The 18,703-nt window shown below is 21.9% G+C and carries 28 protein-coding genes; 17 read left to right on the top strand and 11 right to left on the bottom strand.

Features of this window, described 5'->3' with window-relative positions; genetic code table 4:
• Positions 1 to 391: 391 nt before the first annotated feature.
• The 3 genes from ACE38S_RS04330 (at position 392) to ACE38S_RS04320 (ending at position 2,783) form a co-directional block, all read left to right on the top strand.
• Positions 392 to 625, top strand: a complete 234-nt coding sequence (locus ACE38S_RS04330) for a spiroplasma phage ORF1-like family protein (protein ID WP_374696551.1) — start codon at positions 392 to 394, stop codon at positions 623 to 625.
• Positions 626 to 2,300: 1,675 nt separating this feature from the next.
• On the top strand, positions 2,301 to 2,495 hold the full coding sequence (locus ACE38S_RS04325; protein WP_374696550.1) for a hypothetical protein: 195 nt from the start codon (positions 2,301 to 2,303) through the stop codon (positions 2,493 to 2,495).
• A gap of 90 nt (positions 2,496 to 2,585) precedes the next feature.
• Positions 2,586 to 2,783 (top strand): hypothetical protein, encoded by a 198-nt coding sequence (locus ACE38S_RS04320; protein WP_374696549.1) that lies wholly within the window; start codon positions 2,586 to 2,588, stop codon positions 2,781 to 2,783.
• An 18-nt stretch (positions 2,784 to 2,801) separates the two neighbouring features.
• Here the strand turns inward: ACE38S_RS04320 and ACE38S_RS04315 are convergent, their stop codons facing one another.
• The 3 genes from ACE38S_RS04315 to ACE38S_RS04305 form a co-directional block, all read right to left on the bottom strand.
• Entirely contained in the window at positions 2,802 to 3,044 is a 243-nt protein-coding gene (locus ACE38S_RS04315; RefSeq protein ID WP_374696548.1) for a transposase, read from the bottom strand.
• Positions 3,020 to 3,163 (bottom strand): hypothetical protein, encoded by a 144-nt coding sequence (locus ACE38S_RS04310; RefSeq protein WP_374696547.1) that lies wholly within the window; start codon positions 3,161 to 3,163, stop codon positions 3,020 to 3,022. The genes ACE38S_RS04315 and ACE38S_RS04310 overlap by 25 nt, the downstream gene beginning before the upstream one ends.
• 168 nt (positions 3,164 to 3,331) lie before the next feature.
• Positions 3,332 to 3,751, bottom strand: coding sequence for a transposase (locus tag ACE38S_RS04305; protein WP_374696546.1), 420 nt, complete (start codon positions 3,749 to 3,751; stop codon positions 3,332 to 3,334).
• A gap of 349 nt (positions 3,752 to 4,100) precedes the next feature.
• Between ACE38S_RS04305 and ACE38S_RS04300 the strand changes: the two genes are divergently transcribed.
• The 8 genes from ACE38S_RS04300 (at position 4,101) to ACE38S_RS04265 (ending at position 8,640) form a co-directional block, all read left to right on the top strand.
• A complete protein-coding gene (locus tag ACE38S_RS04300; protein WP_374696545.1) occupies positions 4,101 to 4,247 on the top strand; it encodes a hypothetical protein in 147 nt (48 codons plus the stop codon).
• Between the two features lie 549 nt (positions 4,248 to 4,796).
• Positions 4,797 to 5,195, top strand: coding sequence for a hypothetical protein (locus tag ACE38S_RS04295; RefSeq protein ID WP_374696544.1), 399 nt, complete (start codon positions 4,797 to 4,799; stop codon positions 5,193 to 5,195).
• A 680-nt stretch (positions 5,196 to 5,875) separates the two neighbouring features.
• On the top strand, positions 5,876 to 6,010 hold the full coding sequence (locus ACE38S_RS04290; RefSeq protein ID WP_374696543.1) for a hypothetical protein: 135 nt from the start codon (positions 5,876 to 5,878) through the stop codon (positions 6,008 to 6,010).
• A 156-nt stretch (positions 6,011 to 6,166) separates the two neighbouring features.
• Positions 6,167 to 6,313, top strand: a complete 147-nt coding sequence (locus ACE38S_RS04285; protein ID WP_374696542.1) for a hypothetical protein — start codon at positions 6,167 to 6,169, stop codon at positions 6,311 to 6,313.
• Between the two features lie 778 nt (positions 6,314 to 7,091).
• A complete protein-coding gene (locus ACE38S_RS04280; protein ID WP_374696541.1) occupies positions 7,092 to 7,370 on the top strand; it encodes a hypothetical protein in 279 nt (92 codons plus the stop codon).
• A 178-nt stretch (positions 7,371 to 7,548) separates the two neighbouring features.
• Positions 7,549 to 7,803 (top strand): hypothetical protein, encoded by a 255-nt coding sequence (locus ACE38S_RS04275; protein ID WP_374696068.1) that lies wholly within the window; start codon positions 7,549 to 7,551, stop codon positions 7,801 to 7,803.
• Positions 7,804 to 7,842: 39 nt separating this feature from the next.
• The gene (locus tag ACE38S_RS04270) at positions 7,843 to 7,989 is read left to right on the top strand and encodes a hypothetical protein (RefSeq protein WP_374696069.1); all 147 of its coding nucleotides are present in this window, start codon (positions 7,843 to 7,845) and stop codon (positions 7,987 to 7,989) included.
• Positions 7,990 to 8,331: 342 nt separating this feature from the next.
• Positions 8,332 to 8,640 (top strand): hypothetical protein, encoded by a 309-nt coding sequence (locus ACE38S_RS04265; RefSeq protein ID WP_374696540.1) that lies wholly within the window; start codon positions 8,332 to 8,334, stop codon positions 8,638 to 8,640.
• 1,288 nt (positions 8,641 to 9,928) lie between these two features.
• Here the strand turns inward: ACE38S_RS04265 and ACE38S_RS04260 are convergent.
• The 4 genes from ACE38S_RS04260 to ACE38S_RS04245 form a co-directional block, all read right to left on the bottom strand.
• Positions 9,929 to 10,123, bottom strand: coding sequence for a hypothetical protein (locus ACE38S_RS04260; protein WP_374696539.1), 195 nt, complete (start codon positions 10,121 to 10,123; stop codon positions 9,929 to 9,931).
• Positions 10,104 to 10,313: a hypothetical protein gene (locus ACE38S_RS04255; protein WP_374696538.1), complete on the bottom strand. Its 210-nt coding sequence runs from the start codon at positions 10,311 to 10,313 to the stop codon at positions 10,104 to 10,106. Before ACE38S_RS04255 ends, ACE38S_RS04260 begins: the two co-directional genes overlap by 20 nt.
• A gap of 282 nt (positions 10,314 to 10,595) precedes the next feature.
• Complete coding sequence (locus ACE38S_RS04250) at positions 10,596 to 10,787, bottom strand: hypothetical protein (protein WP_374696537.1); 192 nt, start codon at positions 10,785 to 10,787, stop codon at positions 10,596 to 10,598.
• Between the two features lie 378 nt (positions 10,788 to 11,165).
• Positions 11,166 to 11,324 carry a hypothetical protein gene (locus ACE38S_RS04245; protein ID WP_374696536.1) on the bottom strand — a complete coding sequence of 53 codons (159 nt, stop codon included), beginning with the start codon at positions 11,322 to 11,324 and terminating at the stop codon, positions 11,166 to 11,168.
• 302 nt (positions 11,325 to 11,626) lie between these two features.
• Between ACE38S_RS04245 and ACE38S_RS04240 the strand changes: the two genes are divergently transcribed.
• The 6 genes from ACE38S_RS04240 (at position 11,627) to ACE38S_RS04215 (ending at position 14,731) form a co-directional block, all read left to right on the top strand.
• Positions 11,627 to 11,797 carry a hypothetical protein gene (locus ACE38S_RS04240; protein ID WP_374696535.1) on the top strand — a complete coding sequence of 57 codons (171 nt, stop codon included), beginning with the start codon at positions 11,627 to 11,629 and terminating at the stop codon, positions 11,795 to 11,797.
• A gap of 307 nt (positions 11,798 to 12,104) precedes the next feature.
• Positions 12,105 to 12,302, top strand: coding sequence for a hypothetical protein (locus ACE38S_RS04235; RefSeq protein WP_374696534.1), 198 nt, complete (start codon positions 12,105 to 12,107; stop codon positions 12,300 to 12,302).
• Positions 12,230 to 13,162, top strand: a complete 933-nt coding sequence (locus tag ACE38S_RS04230) for a hypothetical protein (protein WP_374696533.1) — start codon at positions 12,230 to 12,232, stop codon at positions 13,160 to 13,162. Before ACE38S_RS04235 ends, ACE38S_RS04230 begins: the two co-directional genes overlap by 73 nt.
• 215 nt (positions 13,163 to 13,377) lie before the next feature.
• Complete coding sequence (locus ACE38S_RS04225; protein WP_374696532.1) at positions 13,378 to 13,599, top strand: hypothetical protein; 222 nt, start codon at positions 13,378 to 13,380, stop codon at positions 13,597 to 13,599.
• 142 nt (positions 13,600 to 13,741) lie between these two features.
• Complete coding sequence (locus ACE38S_RS04220; RefSeq protein WP_374696531.1) at positions 13,742 to 14,017, top strand: hypothetical protein; 276 nt, start codon at positions 13,742 to 13,744, stop codon at positions 14,015 to 14,017.
• 294 nt (positions 14,018 to 14,311) lie between these two features.
• Positions 14,312 to 14,731: a hypothetical protein gene (locus ACE38S_RS04215; RefSeq protein WP_374696530.1), complete on the top strand. Its 420-nt coding sequence runs from the start codon at positions 14,312 to 14,314 to the stop codon at positions 14,729 to 14,731.
• Positions 14,732 to 17,001: 2,270 nt separating this feature from the next.
• Here ACE38S_RS04215 and ACE38S_RS04210 read toward each other — a convergent pair.
• The 4 genes from ACE38S_RS04210 to ACE38S_RS04195 form a co-directional block, all read right to left on the bottom strand.
• A complete protein-coding gene (locus ACE38S_RS04210; RefSeq protein WP_374696529.1) occupies positions 17,002 to 17,127 on the bottom strand; it encodes a hypothetical protein in 126 nt (41 codons plus the stop codon).
• A 189-nt stretch (positions 17,128 to 17,316) separates the two neighbouring features.
• Entirely contained in the window at positions 17,317 to 17,484 is a 168-nt protein-coding gene (locus tag ACE38S_RS04205) for a hypothetical protein (protein ID WP_374696528.1), read from the bottom strand.
• Between the two features lie 282 nt (positions 17,485 to 17,766).
• Positions 17,767 to 18,060, bottom strand: coding sequence for a hypothetical protein (locus ACE38S_RS04200; protein ID WP_374696527.1), 294 nt, complete (start codon positions 18,058 to 18,060; stop codon positions 17,767 to 17,769).
• A gap of 335 nt (positions 18,061 to 18,395) precedes the next feature.
• Positions 18,396 to 18,524 carry a hypothetical protein gene (locus ACE38S_RS04195; RefSeq protein ID WP_374696526.1) on the bottom strand — a complete coding sequence of 43 codons (129 nt, stop codon included), beginning with the start codon at positions 18,522 to 18,524 and terminating at the stop codon, positions 18,396 to 18,398.
• Positions 18,525 to 18,703 lie beyond the last annotated feature (179 nt).

The raw sequence follows: 18,703 nt of genomic DNA, 5'->3' as shown, positions 1-18,703 counted from the left end.
TTTATTACTTTAACAGCATTAAAACTGTTAGATCAACAAACTTATACTGTTAATCAACAAAAAAAAATAGGAATAAGTTAAACTGATTTTCTTAATACAATGTTTTTACGCAGTAGTTTTTTGAAAATTAGTCGAAGACAAATTATTTTATTAATCCTACTTTAAAAATATCTCAATCATTAACTTATAATGATAAATGATATATTGTAATTGTAAAAAAACAAAATGATAATTTTTATATTATAAAATTTAATTTTTCAAATAAATCAATTTGAGATAATAGTAGATTTCCTTATCATGTTGTTAATGGGATATTATATGATATCTTTTTAAATCATATTATTGTTGAAATGTAGTAAAAACGAACCTGAAACGCCAAAAATAGATACTAATGACAAATCCCATTTTTGGGACTGATAACGAGTATCAAAATGTTCGTTCTTTTTTATTAAAGTATATTAATATTATTGTGCAGGAAAATATTATAGTTAAGCAAGGTGGAAATCCAAACTATGATAATCTAAATTTGAGTAATCAAAGAATAATTTTTAATTTTGAAATTATTAATAATTTAGATAAATCTAGTACTGATATTAATTTAACTAGAAAATCAATGGTCGCATAAATTATTTTGTGGTTTTAAATTAATACCTTATAAATCGTGAAATAATATACCATTTACTTAATTAGATTATATTACTTTTAATTTTGTTGTCAATATATTTTTGTATTTTTTAAAATTTTTCATAATATTAGATATTGTCATTAAACTAATTTTTAAATGTTCCATAGTATCTAAAATATCCTTATATATTTTTTCTCAGTAATAAATGATAATATTTTTTCTTTAACATCATTAGTTACTCTTTTTCATTTTTCAATTCCAACAATTAAATCTAAAAGAAAAACATATTCTTCTTTACCTATTTCTGGATTAATTTTAAAATATCTTCTTCTTTTAAAGTTATTTCTCCTTTTAAAATTATTACTGTTATTTCAATTTTGTTTTTTACTTTATATTATTTTAAACTTTTATCATTCTTATAATTTTTAAAAATTAATTTATTATAATTTTTTAAATTTTGTTTAATCAAATCGATACTTTGTTTATCTAATAAGATATTAGAGTTGTTAAAAAAGTTTTCATCAATATTTATCATTTTTTACCCTTTTTTCCATATTTTAGGACTTTATTATAAAAAATAATAAAAATGCAAAAAAAGATAGTAATTTTTATTTATTATGTTACAATTTAATTGTTAATTATTAGCAAATTAATTTAACTGAAAAAAGTAAAGTAATTTACTTTTTTTATTTTGATGTAAAATGTAATTAATATAAAAAAACCGCTATGGTTATTTTATATATTTCTATTTACCCTTTTATTTAATCATATTAAATCATACTTATTAAATAATAAGTAACTTTAATATGCAAAAAGGAGTAAAAATGAAATAATTTAATCCAAAAACAGCAAGTTTACGAACATTTGATCGTAAAATAGAGCAGTTTTGACGTGATAAATTACTTATATAATATTTTTTTATTTATATACTTTGAATGATTTAACCAATAAATTCAACCTTTCTCGCAAGTTAAGATATGATATTTACGCGAGTTAGAATATAATTTCTTTTATTTGAAAAACAAGTTGATAAAATAGAAAGTGAACTTATTAAACGGATGGTTAAACTTCAGAAGATACTAGGTTATATTAATAGCGTCGCATTTAATCATAAGTATTCACTGCAATAAAAACAATCGGAACAAGAATTAAACTTAAATAATCAATAGCCAATAATTATTAATTTACAAACGAATATCAGAGATATTAAAAAAGAAAGTGATAATAATGCTTAATAATTTTACTTATTTGTTAGAAACTCTTTATTGGTTATTACAAAATAGTAGTATTGGCAATAAATATCGCATTTACCAAGAAATATGAATTAGTTAATTAAATTAATCAAATCGGTACACAACGTAGTGGTTAGACTATATCAAATATTAAAATGTTTGGTTGAATTATTAAAAATTAATTTATTAATTAAAGAACCAATTTGTATAATCGCTAGTGTGTATCGGAGTAAACCTTTAAAAGGTAGTATATTTCAAAATATATGAAATACGTTGGATGAAAATAATATACCTTATACTATTAATTTATCAAAATTTATTTTTACTTTATCAAATGATAGCAAAATATATTGTAAAAATTTGCATTCACCAAGTCGAAAATAAAAATTAAAAGCATTTGTTGATTTGAATAAATATAAATTAGTTATTGATTGAAGAAAAGAATGTGACCAATTTCAAAAAAAGATTTAAGTGATTTAGATTTTGTTATTAGTGGTTATAAAAATAAAATAACAATTAATACATGTAATCCTGAAAGTTTAAAACGATATATTGTTGGTTATTGTAATGAATTATTATCTTTTAATGAAGAAATAATTTATAGTAAATATGAAAAAATTAAATATATTAAAAAATAAAATATGAAAATTATTATTCATTATTCTAGTTGAAAACTTAATTATTAATTACCATAAGATAAAGTTAATGATCGATTAAGATTGTAACAATTGGATATTGAAAGAACAAAAGTGTGGAGTTGAGAATTGCCAGAGACAAACACTAGTTGATCAATCTTTGCAAGACATATTTATATTATGCAAGTAACCGATATTATTCAACCAACGAAATTATTGGGTGGTGTTGATATTGCTAATGCTAATAATCCAAAAAAAATATACAACATCAGCAATTTTTTGATTGCCTAATTGTAAAGTTAAGTGCAACTAAATTATTTTTCTAACCAAATATTCGATTGGTGAAAGATAATTTAGTATTTTTCTTGGTCTATGGTTTAAAGACAATATAAATTTATGAACTGCATTTTTCGTGGTATTTGAAAAATTAAATTTTTTAGGAAATTTTTCTCTAATTAACCCATTAGTATTTTCATTAGTACCTCTTTGTCAGGGTGAATATGCATTAGCAAAATAAATTTTCACATTTAAATTTTTTCAAGTTGTTGTCAATTAGCAAATTCTTTACCTCTATCAAATGTTATAGTTTTAACAAGATTATTTGGAAGAATTGATAAATAATGGCTAATGTTTTCGTTAATAACTTTAGTAGTTCTATTTTCAACTAACATTGCTAAAGTAAATCTTGATGTTCTTTCAACTAAAGTTATTAAACATGATTTACTTTTACCTCGCGATGATACTATAGTATCACCCTCTCAATGGCCAACAGTTATGCGATTATTAACATTAACATTTCGTTCTTTAATTGATTTACCATTAAATTTACCGCGATTTTCTTAAGATTTTCGTTTCTTACCTTTTCTTCTTAAATTTTTATTAGTAACCTTTTCAAGTAATCCAGAATAAATTCAATTGTAAATTGTTTTAAAACTAATAATTCATTCTTTATGAAAATTTTTAATTCTTCCATAAATTTGTTCAGGCGATCAACCTAATAATAATTTTTGTTGTACATATTTTACTAATTCTCTATTTTTAAACTTATGAAAATAAACATGTGATTGTTTTCTATTTTCTGCTTTATTTTGTGCAATTAATGAAAAATAATGATTATTATCTTTATTTCTATTAACTTCTCGAATAATAGTACTAATACTTCGATTAAGATTTTTAGCTATTTCACTAATTTTTAATTTAAATTTCAATTGATTCTCAATATAAATTCTTTCATCTATGCCAAGATGTTTATATCCCATATAAAAAACTCCTTGCTTTAATTTTTCTAAAATAAACTTAGCATCATGAAATTTTTATATGAAATTTTTTGCAATTTTATTTACTTGCACTTACAAGTATAATTTAGCATTATATAATTCATTTGATAAAAAAGCTTATAAAGTAGCAGAATATATGCATTCAAATGCTACACAGCAATTTAAAATTGAATTATAACAAGTAAAAGATATTTTAGAATTTTATAACAATCAATTAAATCAATACTTTAAATTAATACAACAAGGAATATCAATAAATGTTGATGATAGTGCTTATTCAACATTATAAAGTTTAAATCAAAAGAAATATAATTACTCTTTTGGGCAATATATGACATTTAAACCAGTACAAAAACAAAAATTTAAAATAAGACATCGTATTGAAACATTTACAATGTTGATAAATACAAACCAATTAAAATGATTATGAGAAAAATGTTCTGTAAGTAAAACACAATATGAATTAATTAAATGATAAGATAAACCAAATGCCAGGGAAGAAAAAATGCTAGACTTATATGGTGATATATTTGATAGTGATTTTTATACTTTACATTTTGAATTAATATCAATGGTTAAACATAATAGTTCAGCAGATTATAAATTATAACAACAAAGGGATTAAATAACTTAATTAAAAAAGATATTCATGTAAATACATGATGAGCGTGTAATAAATGCAAAAGACCATATATATCTGTTTGCGGACAAGTTAAAAAAGACTTTGTCAATAATTAAAAAAAGATAATATCGCAATATGTAAATTAAATTTATATAACAAATATATTAAAAAATATCAAAAAATTAAAGTATGTGTACAAGTTTTATCAAATGAGCCAAATTTATTAACAGTAAATATTATTAATTATGCACTTATCTTAAAATTAAAGAAGAAAAATAACCATGAATAATACTTTCCTTATTTTATAAAACTTAAATGATATTAATAGTGTTTTAAAATTTTATAATTATGATTGAACAATTAATTTAGCAAATATTATTGCTAGCCATCAAACGCGATTAATAAATGGTAAAGATATTTTATTTAAGTTTCCATCGTAAAGACATTTTAGAAAAATTAAATTGATGATATGAAACTTATAAAATAAAAAAATTAGATAAAAATGAATTAACAGCAAGTTTAATGGATAAAACTATTTTTGGTTTATTAGAAAATAGTGATGGAAATATTGATTTATGAATCAACCATTTTAACTTCATATCACGCGTAAGTAAAATAAATGAAATTGAACAAGGTGCTGATATTTGATTAAATTATCATAAATCAGATAGTGACTTTATTTTAAATTTAATTTGTACCAAAGATAAAATAGTTATTAAATGTTGACCAAAAAATAACGAGGTAGTTGTTGGACAAAATAAAACACAAATCAAAGATGATGTTAAACTTGTTTTGGTTCGATAATTTAAAAATAAATTAGGTATAGTACCTTTCTGAGAAAAAATAAATGAACCTAATCCTTTATTTTTATTAACTTCAACTACATTAAACCCTTGATCTACTATGGCAAATTTTTATAAATTACAATTTGATTTAGAAGATAGTTTTAATATTAAATCGAAAGAAAAATGAGCATATAATACACGCATTGATATGGTCAATTAGATGATAGTTTACTTGCTACCTATAATATGGGAAATAAAAAAGTATATCAAAATATTTTTGATGATATTTTTATTAAATCAAGTCAAATGGCATCAGATGAGACATCATCACAATATTTATAAGTAGTAACAATATACACCAAAATTATAAACATATACCTAATACCAAAAATCCATTATTGAGCAAAATATATTTAGCATGTCATTTTTCTAGTCCATTTGACGATAAATCAGATGGTGATCAAAATAAAACCCAATCATTATTAACTTAAAAAAACAAAAGACTTAGAAAAACAAGCCTATTTACAAGCATACCGTAAGCAATATTATACTAAAATGTTTGATACTGTTTTAAAATATTATGGTTTATGAGATGGCACAGGCAGGCGAACGTCCTTATGGTTTTGATTTATTAGTGCTAGTTTAGTTAACCAAATGTGACAAAATTAATTAATTACTGCTAGATTAGATAATGGTACAATGGAACCAATAAGAGCCATAATTGAATATGACAACATCGATGAATTAGAAGCAACAAAATATTTTGAAAAAATAGAGGCATGACAAGAGAAAATGAAAACCAAAGAGATCGAACATAATAATAAATTAATGTAATATGATGAAATTGGTAATAATCAAAATTCCTTACAAGGTAGAGCAGAAGTTGAGGAGAATTAAAAAATTAGTATAATTAACCCACAGAGGTTATCGAATAATTAAGAAAACAGGACCACAATACTTTAATAGATATAAGAGAAAACATAAAAGATAATGGACATTGAAATGATATTTTCTTTTAATGTTTATAGTTCGTATATCCCCGATACTAAAACAAGTTGAAAACCTAATAACGCTAAACTAAGTAATTACGGTAGTTATTCACAAATATTTGATAATATGGAAAGTACGATTGTTTAATGACAAGATAGTTTAAAAATAGTATAAAAATATAAAGGTGAAGAAATTAATATCTTAACAATTGATGATTTTAAAAATCAACCAGTTAACTCAATTATGATCAAATAACAAAACACTTTTTGTTATAAAATTAAAAGATGAAAATAATAATGTTTATTGAAAATTAATTGATGGCGAAAACATCTATGATATTAATAGAATGTTATAATACTTAAATAAATATAAATTAAGTTATTTTATTAATAATGATAATAAAGCCAATAATTTTTACACAAAAAAAGTTAAAGTTGGTAAATATTGAGATGCTTATATTGTTGATGATAGAAATTTAGTTCAATTTAAAGAAGCTAAATTTGAACAAGTATTTACCAAGCGATCAACCGAAAAACAATACACTTTATTAAGTTTAGATGAAGATGCAAGTAAATTAAATATTAATGATTATTATAATTTTTATACTTGTATTTAATGACTGTGGTTTAAATATTGGTGGTGGTGATATTAATTATGCACCCCAAGATAGACAATGATTATATATATCAAATGTTATTATTAATTATTATTAACCTTATGATGGTAGTTTTTTATGACAAGAAATTACTTTTTCAAGTATTAATAACAAAATTAGTAATAGTAGTTTATCTGTATAAAAATTTATTAAAACATCAGGCGCCCCGGGGAAGGTTATTGTTTTTCTAAAATAACTTATAATGAAAAAATAAATAAAGGCATTGTTTAATTAGATGAGGTTTTATTTAAAGACCCTGGTGTTAGATCAATGACGGTTAAATTTTATGGTAATCCGATCTTTTTTGATATGCCAGTTATTGATCGACCAATTATTAAAGGTCAATTTAATCCAAAAGTAATGAATTATCGTGATTTATTAATGTATAACATGTATCCTTGTCCACCCAACAAAGTAAATATTTATGTTTCACCCAAAGTAAGTTTATATAACATTCAAGGGATTCAACTAATTATGATAACTGGTTATAAAGATTGAAAAACAGATATGGATAGTAAATATGATTTTTTAAATCAAAAAAATAGTTAAATTATTGTTATAACTGATAAAACAAATTCAACAGCAACAAATCCCACTGTTGGCACAACTATTCATACAGAAGATAAGGATTCTAAATTTTATTGATCAAAAGATTGAAAAATAACACCACCAAACAAAATAAAAACAAACGGGTATAGTTAACAATATTATTGGTACTCAAGCATCATTGTATTTTAGAAGAAAAGATGAATTTGATAATACGGTTGATCAAGTTCAAATTGAATATAATAAAATGGGTGCATGTAATGTTTGGGATATTTTAAATATGAATAATTTTATTAACCGTCAAATAACTGCATTACCTTTAAACTATAATCAAAAATTAGTATTTAATCCTTTTACAATAACCGGTGGAGTTGGTAAATTCTTAAAATTTATTTCATTTGGTATTCCTTGGGGTTGATTAATTAATCAAGATTAAAAAACTTGACCTAATTTTCAATGATTAAATGGGTTTTTTATGAGTGCTAATATTTATAGTTTTTATAATGATGCGTTTTGAGGTGATAATGTGAAAAATAAAGGTTATTTACCATTTGAAATATTTAGAGAACAAAGTAATATGATAAAGTTGGTGTTATTTTTGGAGCAAATGTCACTAGCTTAAATTTTACAACTTTATTAATCAATAAATTAGTAGGTACTGTTTTAACTAATGATGGTAAACCAACAAATAATATAGTTTATTAAACATATAATTTAAAACAATTAAACAAAAAAAACCGAGTTTATTTAATTAATTAACTAACCAAAAGTGGTAAATGCTCAAATACCAGTTGGTCGTAGTGAAAAAGATAATGATTGTGAATTATTACAAACACCTGATGGAACAAATTGTAGTTATATTATTGATATGTTTTAAATACAAGCATTATATAAAGATAATTTCAAAATTATCTTTTGTGCTTATAACCCATATACTAATAATGAAGAAGGTTATTTAAGATTATTGGTATGAAATTTTCGTGAAAAAACAAAAAGTACATTAAATAGTTATTTACGCGATATGACAACTAATTATAAAAATAGTTTATTTATTTTACCCCACAACTACAAAATATCAACATTTAATTACCCAAAATATGTATTAACACCAGTTCCGTGTAACTATAAACCATATACAAAAGATATTATAGATTGAAATAAACAAATTTCAATGTTATTTTCCACACTTTATCATAGTAACTGTGCTAAAATATCCAAACCTTATGATAAAGCCAGTCACAATTATTTTGATGAAAATATTACATATTATTAAAATTGTTAATTTTAAATTGATTTAAAACAAATTGATCCAACAATTCAAAGTATAGACAAATTTATTGGTTCTTATAATACAATATAAATAAGTAATTTAGGTAGTAATTTAAAAGTTTTATATAAAGGAATGGAAATTAAAGATATTTTATCTCCCCTTACTTCGGGTCCTAAATTTAGTAGAGCAGAGTTATACTGATTGATTCGGAACATTAAAGGATTACAAACAGTGGAAACAAGGGTGTTATGCAAATTAATAATATTAATTTTGATAATATACAATAGCTTTATACAATGATAATATAATAGTAAATGATATTTAAACATTTGCTACTGGATATACAAATGGTGTACCAACTGATAAAGATTATATAAATAAAATTAGAACTGCATATGAATGAGAGAACGTATTTTTTTATCTTTTTCTACAAGTAACAAAAATATAAAATAATGATAATAATAAAATTAAAGAAACATATTTACAAGATTATTATACTAATGATTTAAAATTAAAGATTAGGTTTTCAAAAAATGTTATTCCTAAATTTATGGGGGTCGAGGTTACGGAGATATTTATTACATGGGGACATCAGCATTTCCTACATCATAAAATTAAAATATAATATTTAGTACAAATAATGTAAAAATACACAATATTAGAAACACATCTAATTCTGCTATTAAAATTACAATTAATCCAATATAAAAATATAGGAACAATTAAGTTTATATATGTTATTTCCAATCAATAATTTTTCCAGTATCTTTGTTTATTGTTGGTATTTCTGATTTATTATCGCCATTTCAACGATAAATTACTTGATTTACATAAAACCTCCACCAAATGCTATGTAATTATTTTCTGTTACAACAGCAAAAGATATTTTTTCTTTATCAATAGCAAATATATTTGCATTTTTATATTTAAAAAAGTAAATAATAGCATATAATTTATGAATTTTTTTATTAAATTCATTTTTATATTAATTTTTATTAACTAAGGATCAGTTATTATTTTCTGATGGTTTTGTTAACATTGGTGTTGATTGTTATTTCTAATCATAATAATATTTATATTTATTATTATCATTTTGACAACTAACTAAACTTGTTGTACTTGTTGTTCCGATTAAAGTGATTGTTACTAAAAGACTTAATATCTTTTTCATATTTATCCTTTTTTTATATAGTTGTGTTTGTTAATTTAATTAAAAATGAAAATAAAATTTGTTTATTTTCATTTATTTATAGTTTAATAAACTTTATTTAATTTACTTATTACTATTAAATTAATTATTTCTAATATCAATATTAATTTTTGTTTCATATGAATTTTGTGTTTTTTCAATATTTTCTATTGTTTTATTTATATTTTTTAAAAATTGATCTTGATCTAATGAAACATACTTCACGGGGAGTTTTTCAAATTCATTTTTATAATTTAATAATTCTGTTTTAAATTGATTAATTTCATTTTTTTTCATTTAAATCTTTTTTAAAATTATTTATGTTTTCATTACAAAAATCAAAATATTTATATATTTTCCCGTCTACTGTACCAAAATATAACTTATTATTAAGTTCAATACCATTAGATGGTAAACCAACATTTTCATTGTTCATAATAATTTTTTGATATCCTGATATATAATCAGTACTCATAAACATTACCATCAGTTGAAGCAAAGTATACTTTATTGTTAAATGTTAATCCTCTTAAATGAGATTGACCTTTTATATTTATAACTGTTTTTTATAATTTGCTATTGGATCTATTTCGTGAACTTTACTATCAGATACAAAATATAATTTATTATTTAATACAGCGTCATCAGATCATATATCACTCTTATTCCCTATTTTAATAACAAATCTATTTTGTTTTGTTTGTGGATTATATTTATATATATATATTGCCTTCATTATTTGAACAAAAATATATTTTATTATTTAACACTAGTAAAAGGTTCGGATTTTATCTAAGTTTTGAATTATTTTTTGTTGTCCTGTTGAAGTGTCATATTCATAAACATTACTATCATTTGAACTAAAATATAATTTATTATTTAAAGCCACGCCAGAAGTACGAAAAATACTATTTGCGTTTATAATTATTTTTTTGTTGTTCTGTAACAGAATAATATTCATAAACTTTTTATCGTGAGATCCAAAATTATATTTACAATAAATAAAAGTCCTTGTGAATGAGAAACATTAGTAATATTTATAGCTGCTTTTTTGATTTTTTTGTTTGATCTACTTCATAAACTTTTTTGATTATTTAATGAATTTGCTCCTGATGCAATATATTATTTTATTATTAAAAATAATGCCTGTGGATCAATTTTGTATGCCGAATCCAATTTTTATAACTAATTTGTTTTGTTCTATTTGTTAATAATATTCATACATTTTTCCATTTATTGTAGTAAAGTATATATTCTTATTTAATACAATAAGAGAAATAATTTGATATTTATCACCTATATCATTTGAATCAACAATTATTTTTTTATAATTAATTTTTTATCTTTTACTTATTTTTAAATTTTTTAAATTATTTACAAGTAAATAGTTAATATCATTTAATTTTTCTTCTTTTTGATAAGGACTAGCAGCAATTGTTGTTAGTATTAAAGTTCCACTAATAGTTAATAAACCTAATAAACTAAGTAACTTTTTCATACTTGTTTTTCTCCTTTTCTTTTATCTTGAAACTTTTTATATATATCTACTCACAGTAAATATATATAAAAGCAAAATTAGGAATTATTTAAAAAACTTTATCTTTAAAAATGCAATTAATTAGTGATTTTAAGCGATAAATTAGCAATAAAATATACTAAGTTTTGTATATAAATACAAAAAATATATTTTATTTATAAAATAAGAGTGTAAAATAAAGGTAATGGTTTAATCTTTTTCCGTAAAAAAGATTTTACGCCGACTTGTTAATCGAACAAGGATAAAAAAGAGGAGTTTATAAAATGGCACTTACAAAAGAGCAATTAATAGAACAAATTTTAAGTGAAGAGATTACAGAAAATATCTTAAATCAGTTTAATAATGAAGCAAAGCAAATTAGAGAAAGTGTGCAAAAACGCGAAGATATTATATCAAAAGAAGATTTTTTTAACTCATCTAACGAATTAGATTAGTTAAAAGCTTTTAAGGATGTTCTATCTAATAAAATTGAAGATATTAAAACTAATTTAGATAAAGTTAATGGTAGTTCTTTAACTGCAAAAATGTAAACTTTAAAATAATTAAAACCTGATTTGTTTGCGCAAGAACAACCATCAGTTTAATCAACTAATTTAATTAAAAATATGATTGAAAAATCGGTTTAAAATAAGAATGATTAAATTGAAATTATTAAAGAAAAAGGAGCATATACTTCGGAAGATATTAAAAAATTAACTGATTATAAACTTAAAAACCTTAGATAAATAAGGAGTGAATATTATGGCAACAATTAATTTGCCACAAATACCTTTTGCGTTAGAGGGTAATACAACAGATCAAAAAGCGTATGTTGATATGGTTAATGCTTTATTGCGTGGACTTTATATAATGAATATGCAAGTATTATGCAGTATGCAACAGCAACAGCCGAACAAGTTGCTTGATTACCAAATGCTGGACAAGCATTATATAATTTAACTAATCGTGTAGTATGACAAAATGATTATGCATTACCAAATGGTGGGGCAACTCAAACGATGGGATTAACAAGAATTCCAGTTCCTATTGATAAGAGATTTAATTTAAAATTAATGAATGAGGCTTTTGACTTGGCATTAATAGAACAAAATATTAAAAATGGTGTTATTGCTAACGCTATTGCTAGTATTGTACAGAATAAATTTGTTAATTTAGAATGTGAATTAATTCAGGGGATTTATGATTATTGTTTAGCAGATGGTCAATATGAAGTAATTCCATTTCGTGGTTATACAGCTGAAAATGCCGATGATGTAAATAAAGCATTCTTTACATTAAATGAAACTTTGATTGAATTAACAAATCAAATTAGTAATCTATATTTTGGTTTGCCAACTGATAAAATGTTTATGGTTTTAGGGCGAAGAGCTTATTTAGGGTTAACACCTGCTTATTTAAAAGTAATTGGTTCACAAGCCCAATTAAAAGCAATGGTTAATGGTGAATTATATGAAAATACCGCAATGGGTATTCCTATATCGAAAAGTTTTCATTTAGAAAAAACATATACAAAAGGACAAGTTAACCGAGATAAAGGTTATAATTTTACTAATGTAAATGGTTTAATTATTAATAAACAAGTATGAGCATATCCAATTAATATGGATACTATTCAACAAGTTTTAGATAATGATACTGCTAACCCTAAATGAATTGGTAAAGTGCAATATGCAACACCAACTATTTTATATCCAAAAATATGTAAAATTATTTTAGAAAAAGCACCAACACAAGATGAAATTAATCAAGCAATTAATAACTTAAATAAAAATTATCATGTATCTATTGGATTATATTAGAACAATAATTACATAACCTAATTTAGGAAAAATTACAATGTCAGGAGATACTTATAATGTTTCCGAATTAGAAACAGCAATTAAATCAAAAAAATCATAGTTATCAAAATGGAGATTTTACATTTTATAATATAAAATTTGATAGTGCATTAGCAATTGCTAATGCAAATAAATATAGTGGAACAGTTAAATTAAGTTATTAAAAATAATTAATTATGAATTTATTAAAATTACGAGTTTTAACTTTATTAGTATCTAATTTAGAAAATAAACCTTTAATAAGTAAATTTGTAAATTTAATTAATAGCGTTAATCAAGTTAAAAATAAAGTATTAAAGTCAATTTATTATATTACTGATAAATATAATAAAATTACAAATAAAATTGAAGATATTTATAAATGATTAAATCCAATTTACTTATTTAGATTTAATTAAAAAAGTTCATAAAAAAGAAATACAATAAATATTAAATCAATTAGAAAAAGATAATAATATTAAAAATAGAGAACAATTTAAAAATGAAAATTATCTAAATACTAATTGACAATCTTTAAATAGTAGTTAATTTGATAGTGGTATGTTTAATATAACAAATAAATTAACTTTAACAGGTAATTTAACTATTTTAATATATACAAAAACAGTAAAACATCCAAAATTTTATGGTCCATATGTTTATCCTGGTATTCCAGTTGAAATTTGAAAATTATTAAGTAATGCTGTATCTAATGCAGGGACTTTATTTTGGCGTTATTTATTAAGAAAATGATTGCCTAGTCATTTAATAAATTATATTAAAAAAAAAACGATTACCACAAGAATTAAAAGAAAAATACTCAAAAGGAAATATTAAATTAACATTACCAACAATTCAAAAATTACAACAAATTAAAAAATTTATTAATAATTTAAAGATTAAGCATTTTAATTTTGATTTTGCTGGTGAAATTAATAATAAAAAATGATATCGAGAGCGAAAAAAGTGATGTTAAAAACATTAAGAATTTATATAAAACACTAGTTAAAAGTATGTTTTATAAAAATAATCAGGCTATTTAAAAAATAAAAAAAACACAAAGAAATATTAATAGTTATAAACCATCTAATTTAAGAAATAAATATCGTAATCAATTAAGGGGTGTTTTGTATGGAAAATAATTTAAGTAATTTGTTATTTATAACAGTTGAAGATGTAAAAGAAAGTAAACTTTGACAACCTATTAATGACTGTAAGCAATCTGCTTATAACGATAATTTAATTTATAATGCTATTTTAAAAACTAGTTTATGAATGGATAGATTATTAGGTGGCACAATTTCAGATAAAATAAATAAAAAAGATTTATTCCCGTGATTAAAAAAAGATAATAATGGAATAATTGAATATGATAAATGATTAAGTTATATTCAATCTGCCTGTTTATTAGCAGTTATGAATTGATATTTACCAAAAGGAGTTAATGATTTAATTGATAGTGCATCATTTCCACAAGGTGGGGTTGCTTATTTACAAACTAATGACCCGAAGCAAATAAAAATATTACTTGTGATGTTAAAAATTCTTTAAAATTAACTGGTGAAATAATTGATATTATATCTAGTAAAAACAGTATCTAGACCCTATAATTATAGTTTAGATAATTAAACTCATCCATGATAAGAATAATATAAACATATTAGTAAAAAACTTTTTATCCAAAATTATTATTTTGATTAAAAGAATTATTACAAACAGATAATTCAATAAATATAAATTATCCTATTATTAATGATTTTTTTAAAATTAATTATAATGAGTATATTAAATTAATATAAATGATTAAGAAATTGTTGACAATAGTGATTTAGATAATACAAGGTTTGATTATGAAATACAAAATTGAGATAAAGAAAATTATAAATACAATATTTGAATTAGAACAAGTATGCAAAATAATTATTATTTATCAACGTACAAAAATTTTAAGGGAAAAATAACTGTTGGATCATTTGATTTAGAAAATAAATTTTCTCATCGTGTAGAATTATAAGATGATAGAATTATTGCTATATGTGCCGGTGGGACAGATGGAACGATTACTGATTTACACATTGAAAGAAAAAAATAAATCAGAAAAGATTTTAATTAATTAAACAAGATAAAACAACTTTATTATAAAGGGTGCTTTACTTTGAAATTGATTTAAAAAATACCCTATTTTAACTTATAATTAATTTAACTCATAAAGATATTAGAGAATGGGAAAGAAAATATAAAATTAGTAGTTGAGTAGTTAGTTTTTATACATTAATGTTTTTAACATTAAATTGTTGATTGGAATATGAGGTGATTGATGATACAATTAAAGATCATATTAATTGGTATAATTATGGTTAATATTGAGGTAATGGCATCGCTATGTTATTAACACCCTTATTTATTATTCATGGAATTCATGGTGTATTTGTTGTTAGTAGTAAGCCAAAAGTAGATATAAAAATCGATATTCCACGATTAAAAGTTTATAAAATTGGATTAGTATTTACAATTTTACCTTTCATTACTTTAATAATTTCTTTAATTATTATTTGAATTGATAAATCAAAATGAAAAAGACCATTTAAGACATTGTTTAGATTGTTGGATTAATCTGGTGTGTTATTCAATCAAGAATAGTAAAACAATAAAATAATTTAGATGGTATAACATAAGAAATATTTAAAAATACACAAAATTAAAACATTAAAAAACAAAAGCAAGAAAATAACCAAGAAATAAATATAAAAAATAACTCTTAAAATAATACTTACTTATAGTAAGGTTAATTAAATATAAAAAATAACTATAATTTTGTTCTGAAAGAATGAATGGCCACTATTTTAGTAAAGATAAGAAAGGAAATATAAAAAATAAATGAAATTAAGTAATGAATTAGTAATTACTTTACTTGTGTTAGCGGGTGCAGTAGGAATGGGTAGTCTTGATATTATAGGGGGGTTATCTGCTAAAAAATAAAAAATAACCTTAATTGGTTATTTTTTATTTTTATTTGCTGTGACTTATATAAAAATTAATAAGATATTCTATTCGTTGCGAATAAGTATTAAAATTTAATTTATTTCAAGCTTTTTCTTCATTTTAATTTAAGTAAACATTAATATTTCGAATTTTGCAAGAATAATATTTTCCTGTTTTTTGATTATATGAATGTTTCATAATATTAACCCTCATAATTAACAATAATAATGGTATCTCATAAATGATTACTTATTTTATCATTATTATATTTTCAACCCTTATCATATTGATAAGTTAAATTAACATCTTTTTAATATTTTTATATACAACTATCATTATATTTACTTAAATTTTTCATATTTTTAACAATTGATTTGTTATGTTTTGGTGATATTCAATTAATGTTGCGTACTTTTTTGTATTGTATTTAACTGTTTCAATTACTTTTAATAAATCATCTCTATCTTTTGAGCCATTATCGTTTGTATATAAACAATTCTATATAAAAATTAAATATTTATATTTTATGATTATTTGTCAATATTTTCCTAAATAGTTTTTCATTTTTTAAATAATTTATAATAAATTTAGAATGTTATTTTCAATCTTTACTATTAAATTATTTTTTATCTAAAATATATTATTTTCAAAAACAACAATAGTGGTAGTACCGGTTCCTGACGGGTCAATACCTATTTTTTTCAAGTTGTTCAACCTTCATCACTGTTATTATTAACTGCTGGTACTACATTTGATATATCATCTTTTTTAATTATATTATCGTTTGTGTCCGCTATTTCAGTATAAGATGGGGAGATTATATTATTATTTGATAGAGGTTAATCGCTCATCTGCCCCCGATTTTTGGCGATATTACTATCGTTATCAATATAAATCTTTTCATCATCATTAATTGTAATAACTGCTTGGTCTGATTTATATGTTTGTTGTAATTCGATTGACATAATACATTATTTTCTTAACAATGATGTTAACACTTGTTTTAAGTGCCATTTTATCAAAACTAGCAATATAAAATGATTTATTTTTAGCATAATTTTTATAATATTTAATAAAATGATTTTCCATTTGTTATTTTGTTATATATAAAATTTTTTCAAAACCATTAACCATTTTAAAATATGCTACATAACCTATAACTGGTTAATTTTTCTTTTATCTTCATCTTGTATTCAATTAAAAGTAGTACATTTTAATCGATCATAATTTGCTAATTCACCATCTCTTTGACATCAGATACTGACATATCTAGATATTGACCGCTTTTTTTGTGCTAATTGAATATAAACTTTATAATCCATTTGAAATTTGGTCTTGATTAATTAATTATTGTATTTCACGACCATTAATAATTCTTGTTATTTTTTGTATTATATGGAACTACATAAACATACCTGAATTGCCTTTACATTGGGTAAATTTAATAAAACACCTTGATAACAAAGTATTCATAATTGTTTTTGGGTCTGATTTTTGTAATAATTAATTACTATTTGATATTGCAACTATATTACTTTTAAATCTTGAAATTTCATTTTTATTAGAAAATTTACTTTTTATTCATTATATTGCTTTATCTGTTCTTAAAAATTCAACAATATTTGCCATATTATTTTTCTTTTATTTATTTTGAATTTAATACCTTTAACACCAATTAAATTAATATCTTTATTACTATCTCATTGTTCTTTAATTTCATTTTTAACAATTTGTTCATCAACAATTAAATAGTTTTTAATAAGATTAATAAGTTCTAATTTATCAGCTTTTTGTAAAAAATCATCATTAATACCAATAACTTCAATATCTTTAATTAATAATTTTTCTTTACGAAATTTATTAGTAATAATATTTAATTCTCGTTCTCGCTTCGCCACACTTTAATTTTTAAAAATTGTTCTTTTTATAGGTTTCAACCATTTCTCTTTGTTTAGCATATTGAACATTAATTAAATTATTTTTAATTTCTTTTCTATAATTATTAATATAATTTTTTCCCAAACGTTTATTTTACGCGGTCTATAATTTTCTAAATTAATAATATTAGTTCTAATTTTATTTAATTTATCTTTAAAATTTTCAATTAATGCTAATGGTTTTTAAAAACATAATCAACTTTACTAATAGAACTTTTTACATCTTTTAAATTAACATATCTATAACCATTTAATGCATAATGATTAAAATGACGATAAATAAATTCAACTAATTATTATCCGTTATTATCAAATCATTCTTTAAAAGGTAATTCTTTTAAATAATTAAGTTTAAAAGAATTACCTTTTAAAGAAAATGGATAAGTAATATTTTTAATTTTATTATTTAACTTTAAATTTACCATAATTAAATTTCCTCCAATTCCATATTCATAATTAAATTATCAATATATTCATAAGAACTCTCTTCTGAATAGCATTATAATAATGCTATATTAAATAAGTCTTCTTAGCTATAAACATAACCAACTTTCATCTTTTCAAATATTATTCATAATTTATCACCCTGTAATCCGCTTCTTAA

This window comes from Spiroplasma endosymbiont of Polydrusus formosus, assembly GCF_964263245.1.
Lineage (GTDB): Bacteria > Bacillota_I > Bacilli_A > Mycoplasmatales > Mycoplasmataceae > Spiroplasma.
The sequence above is the reverse complement of the archived record's forward strand: the minus strand, read 5'-3'. Positions and strand labels throughout refer to the sequence as shown.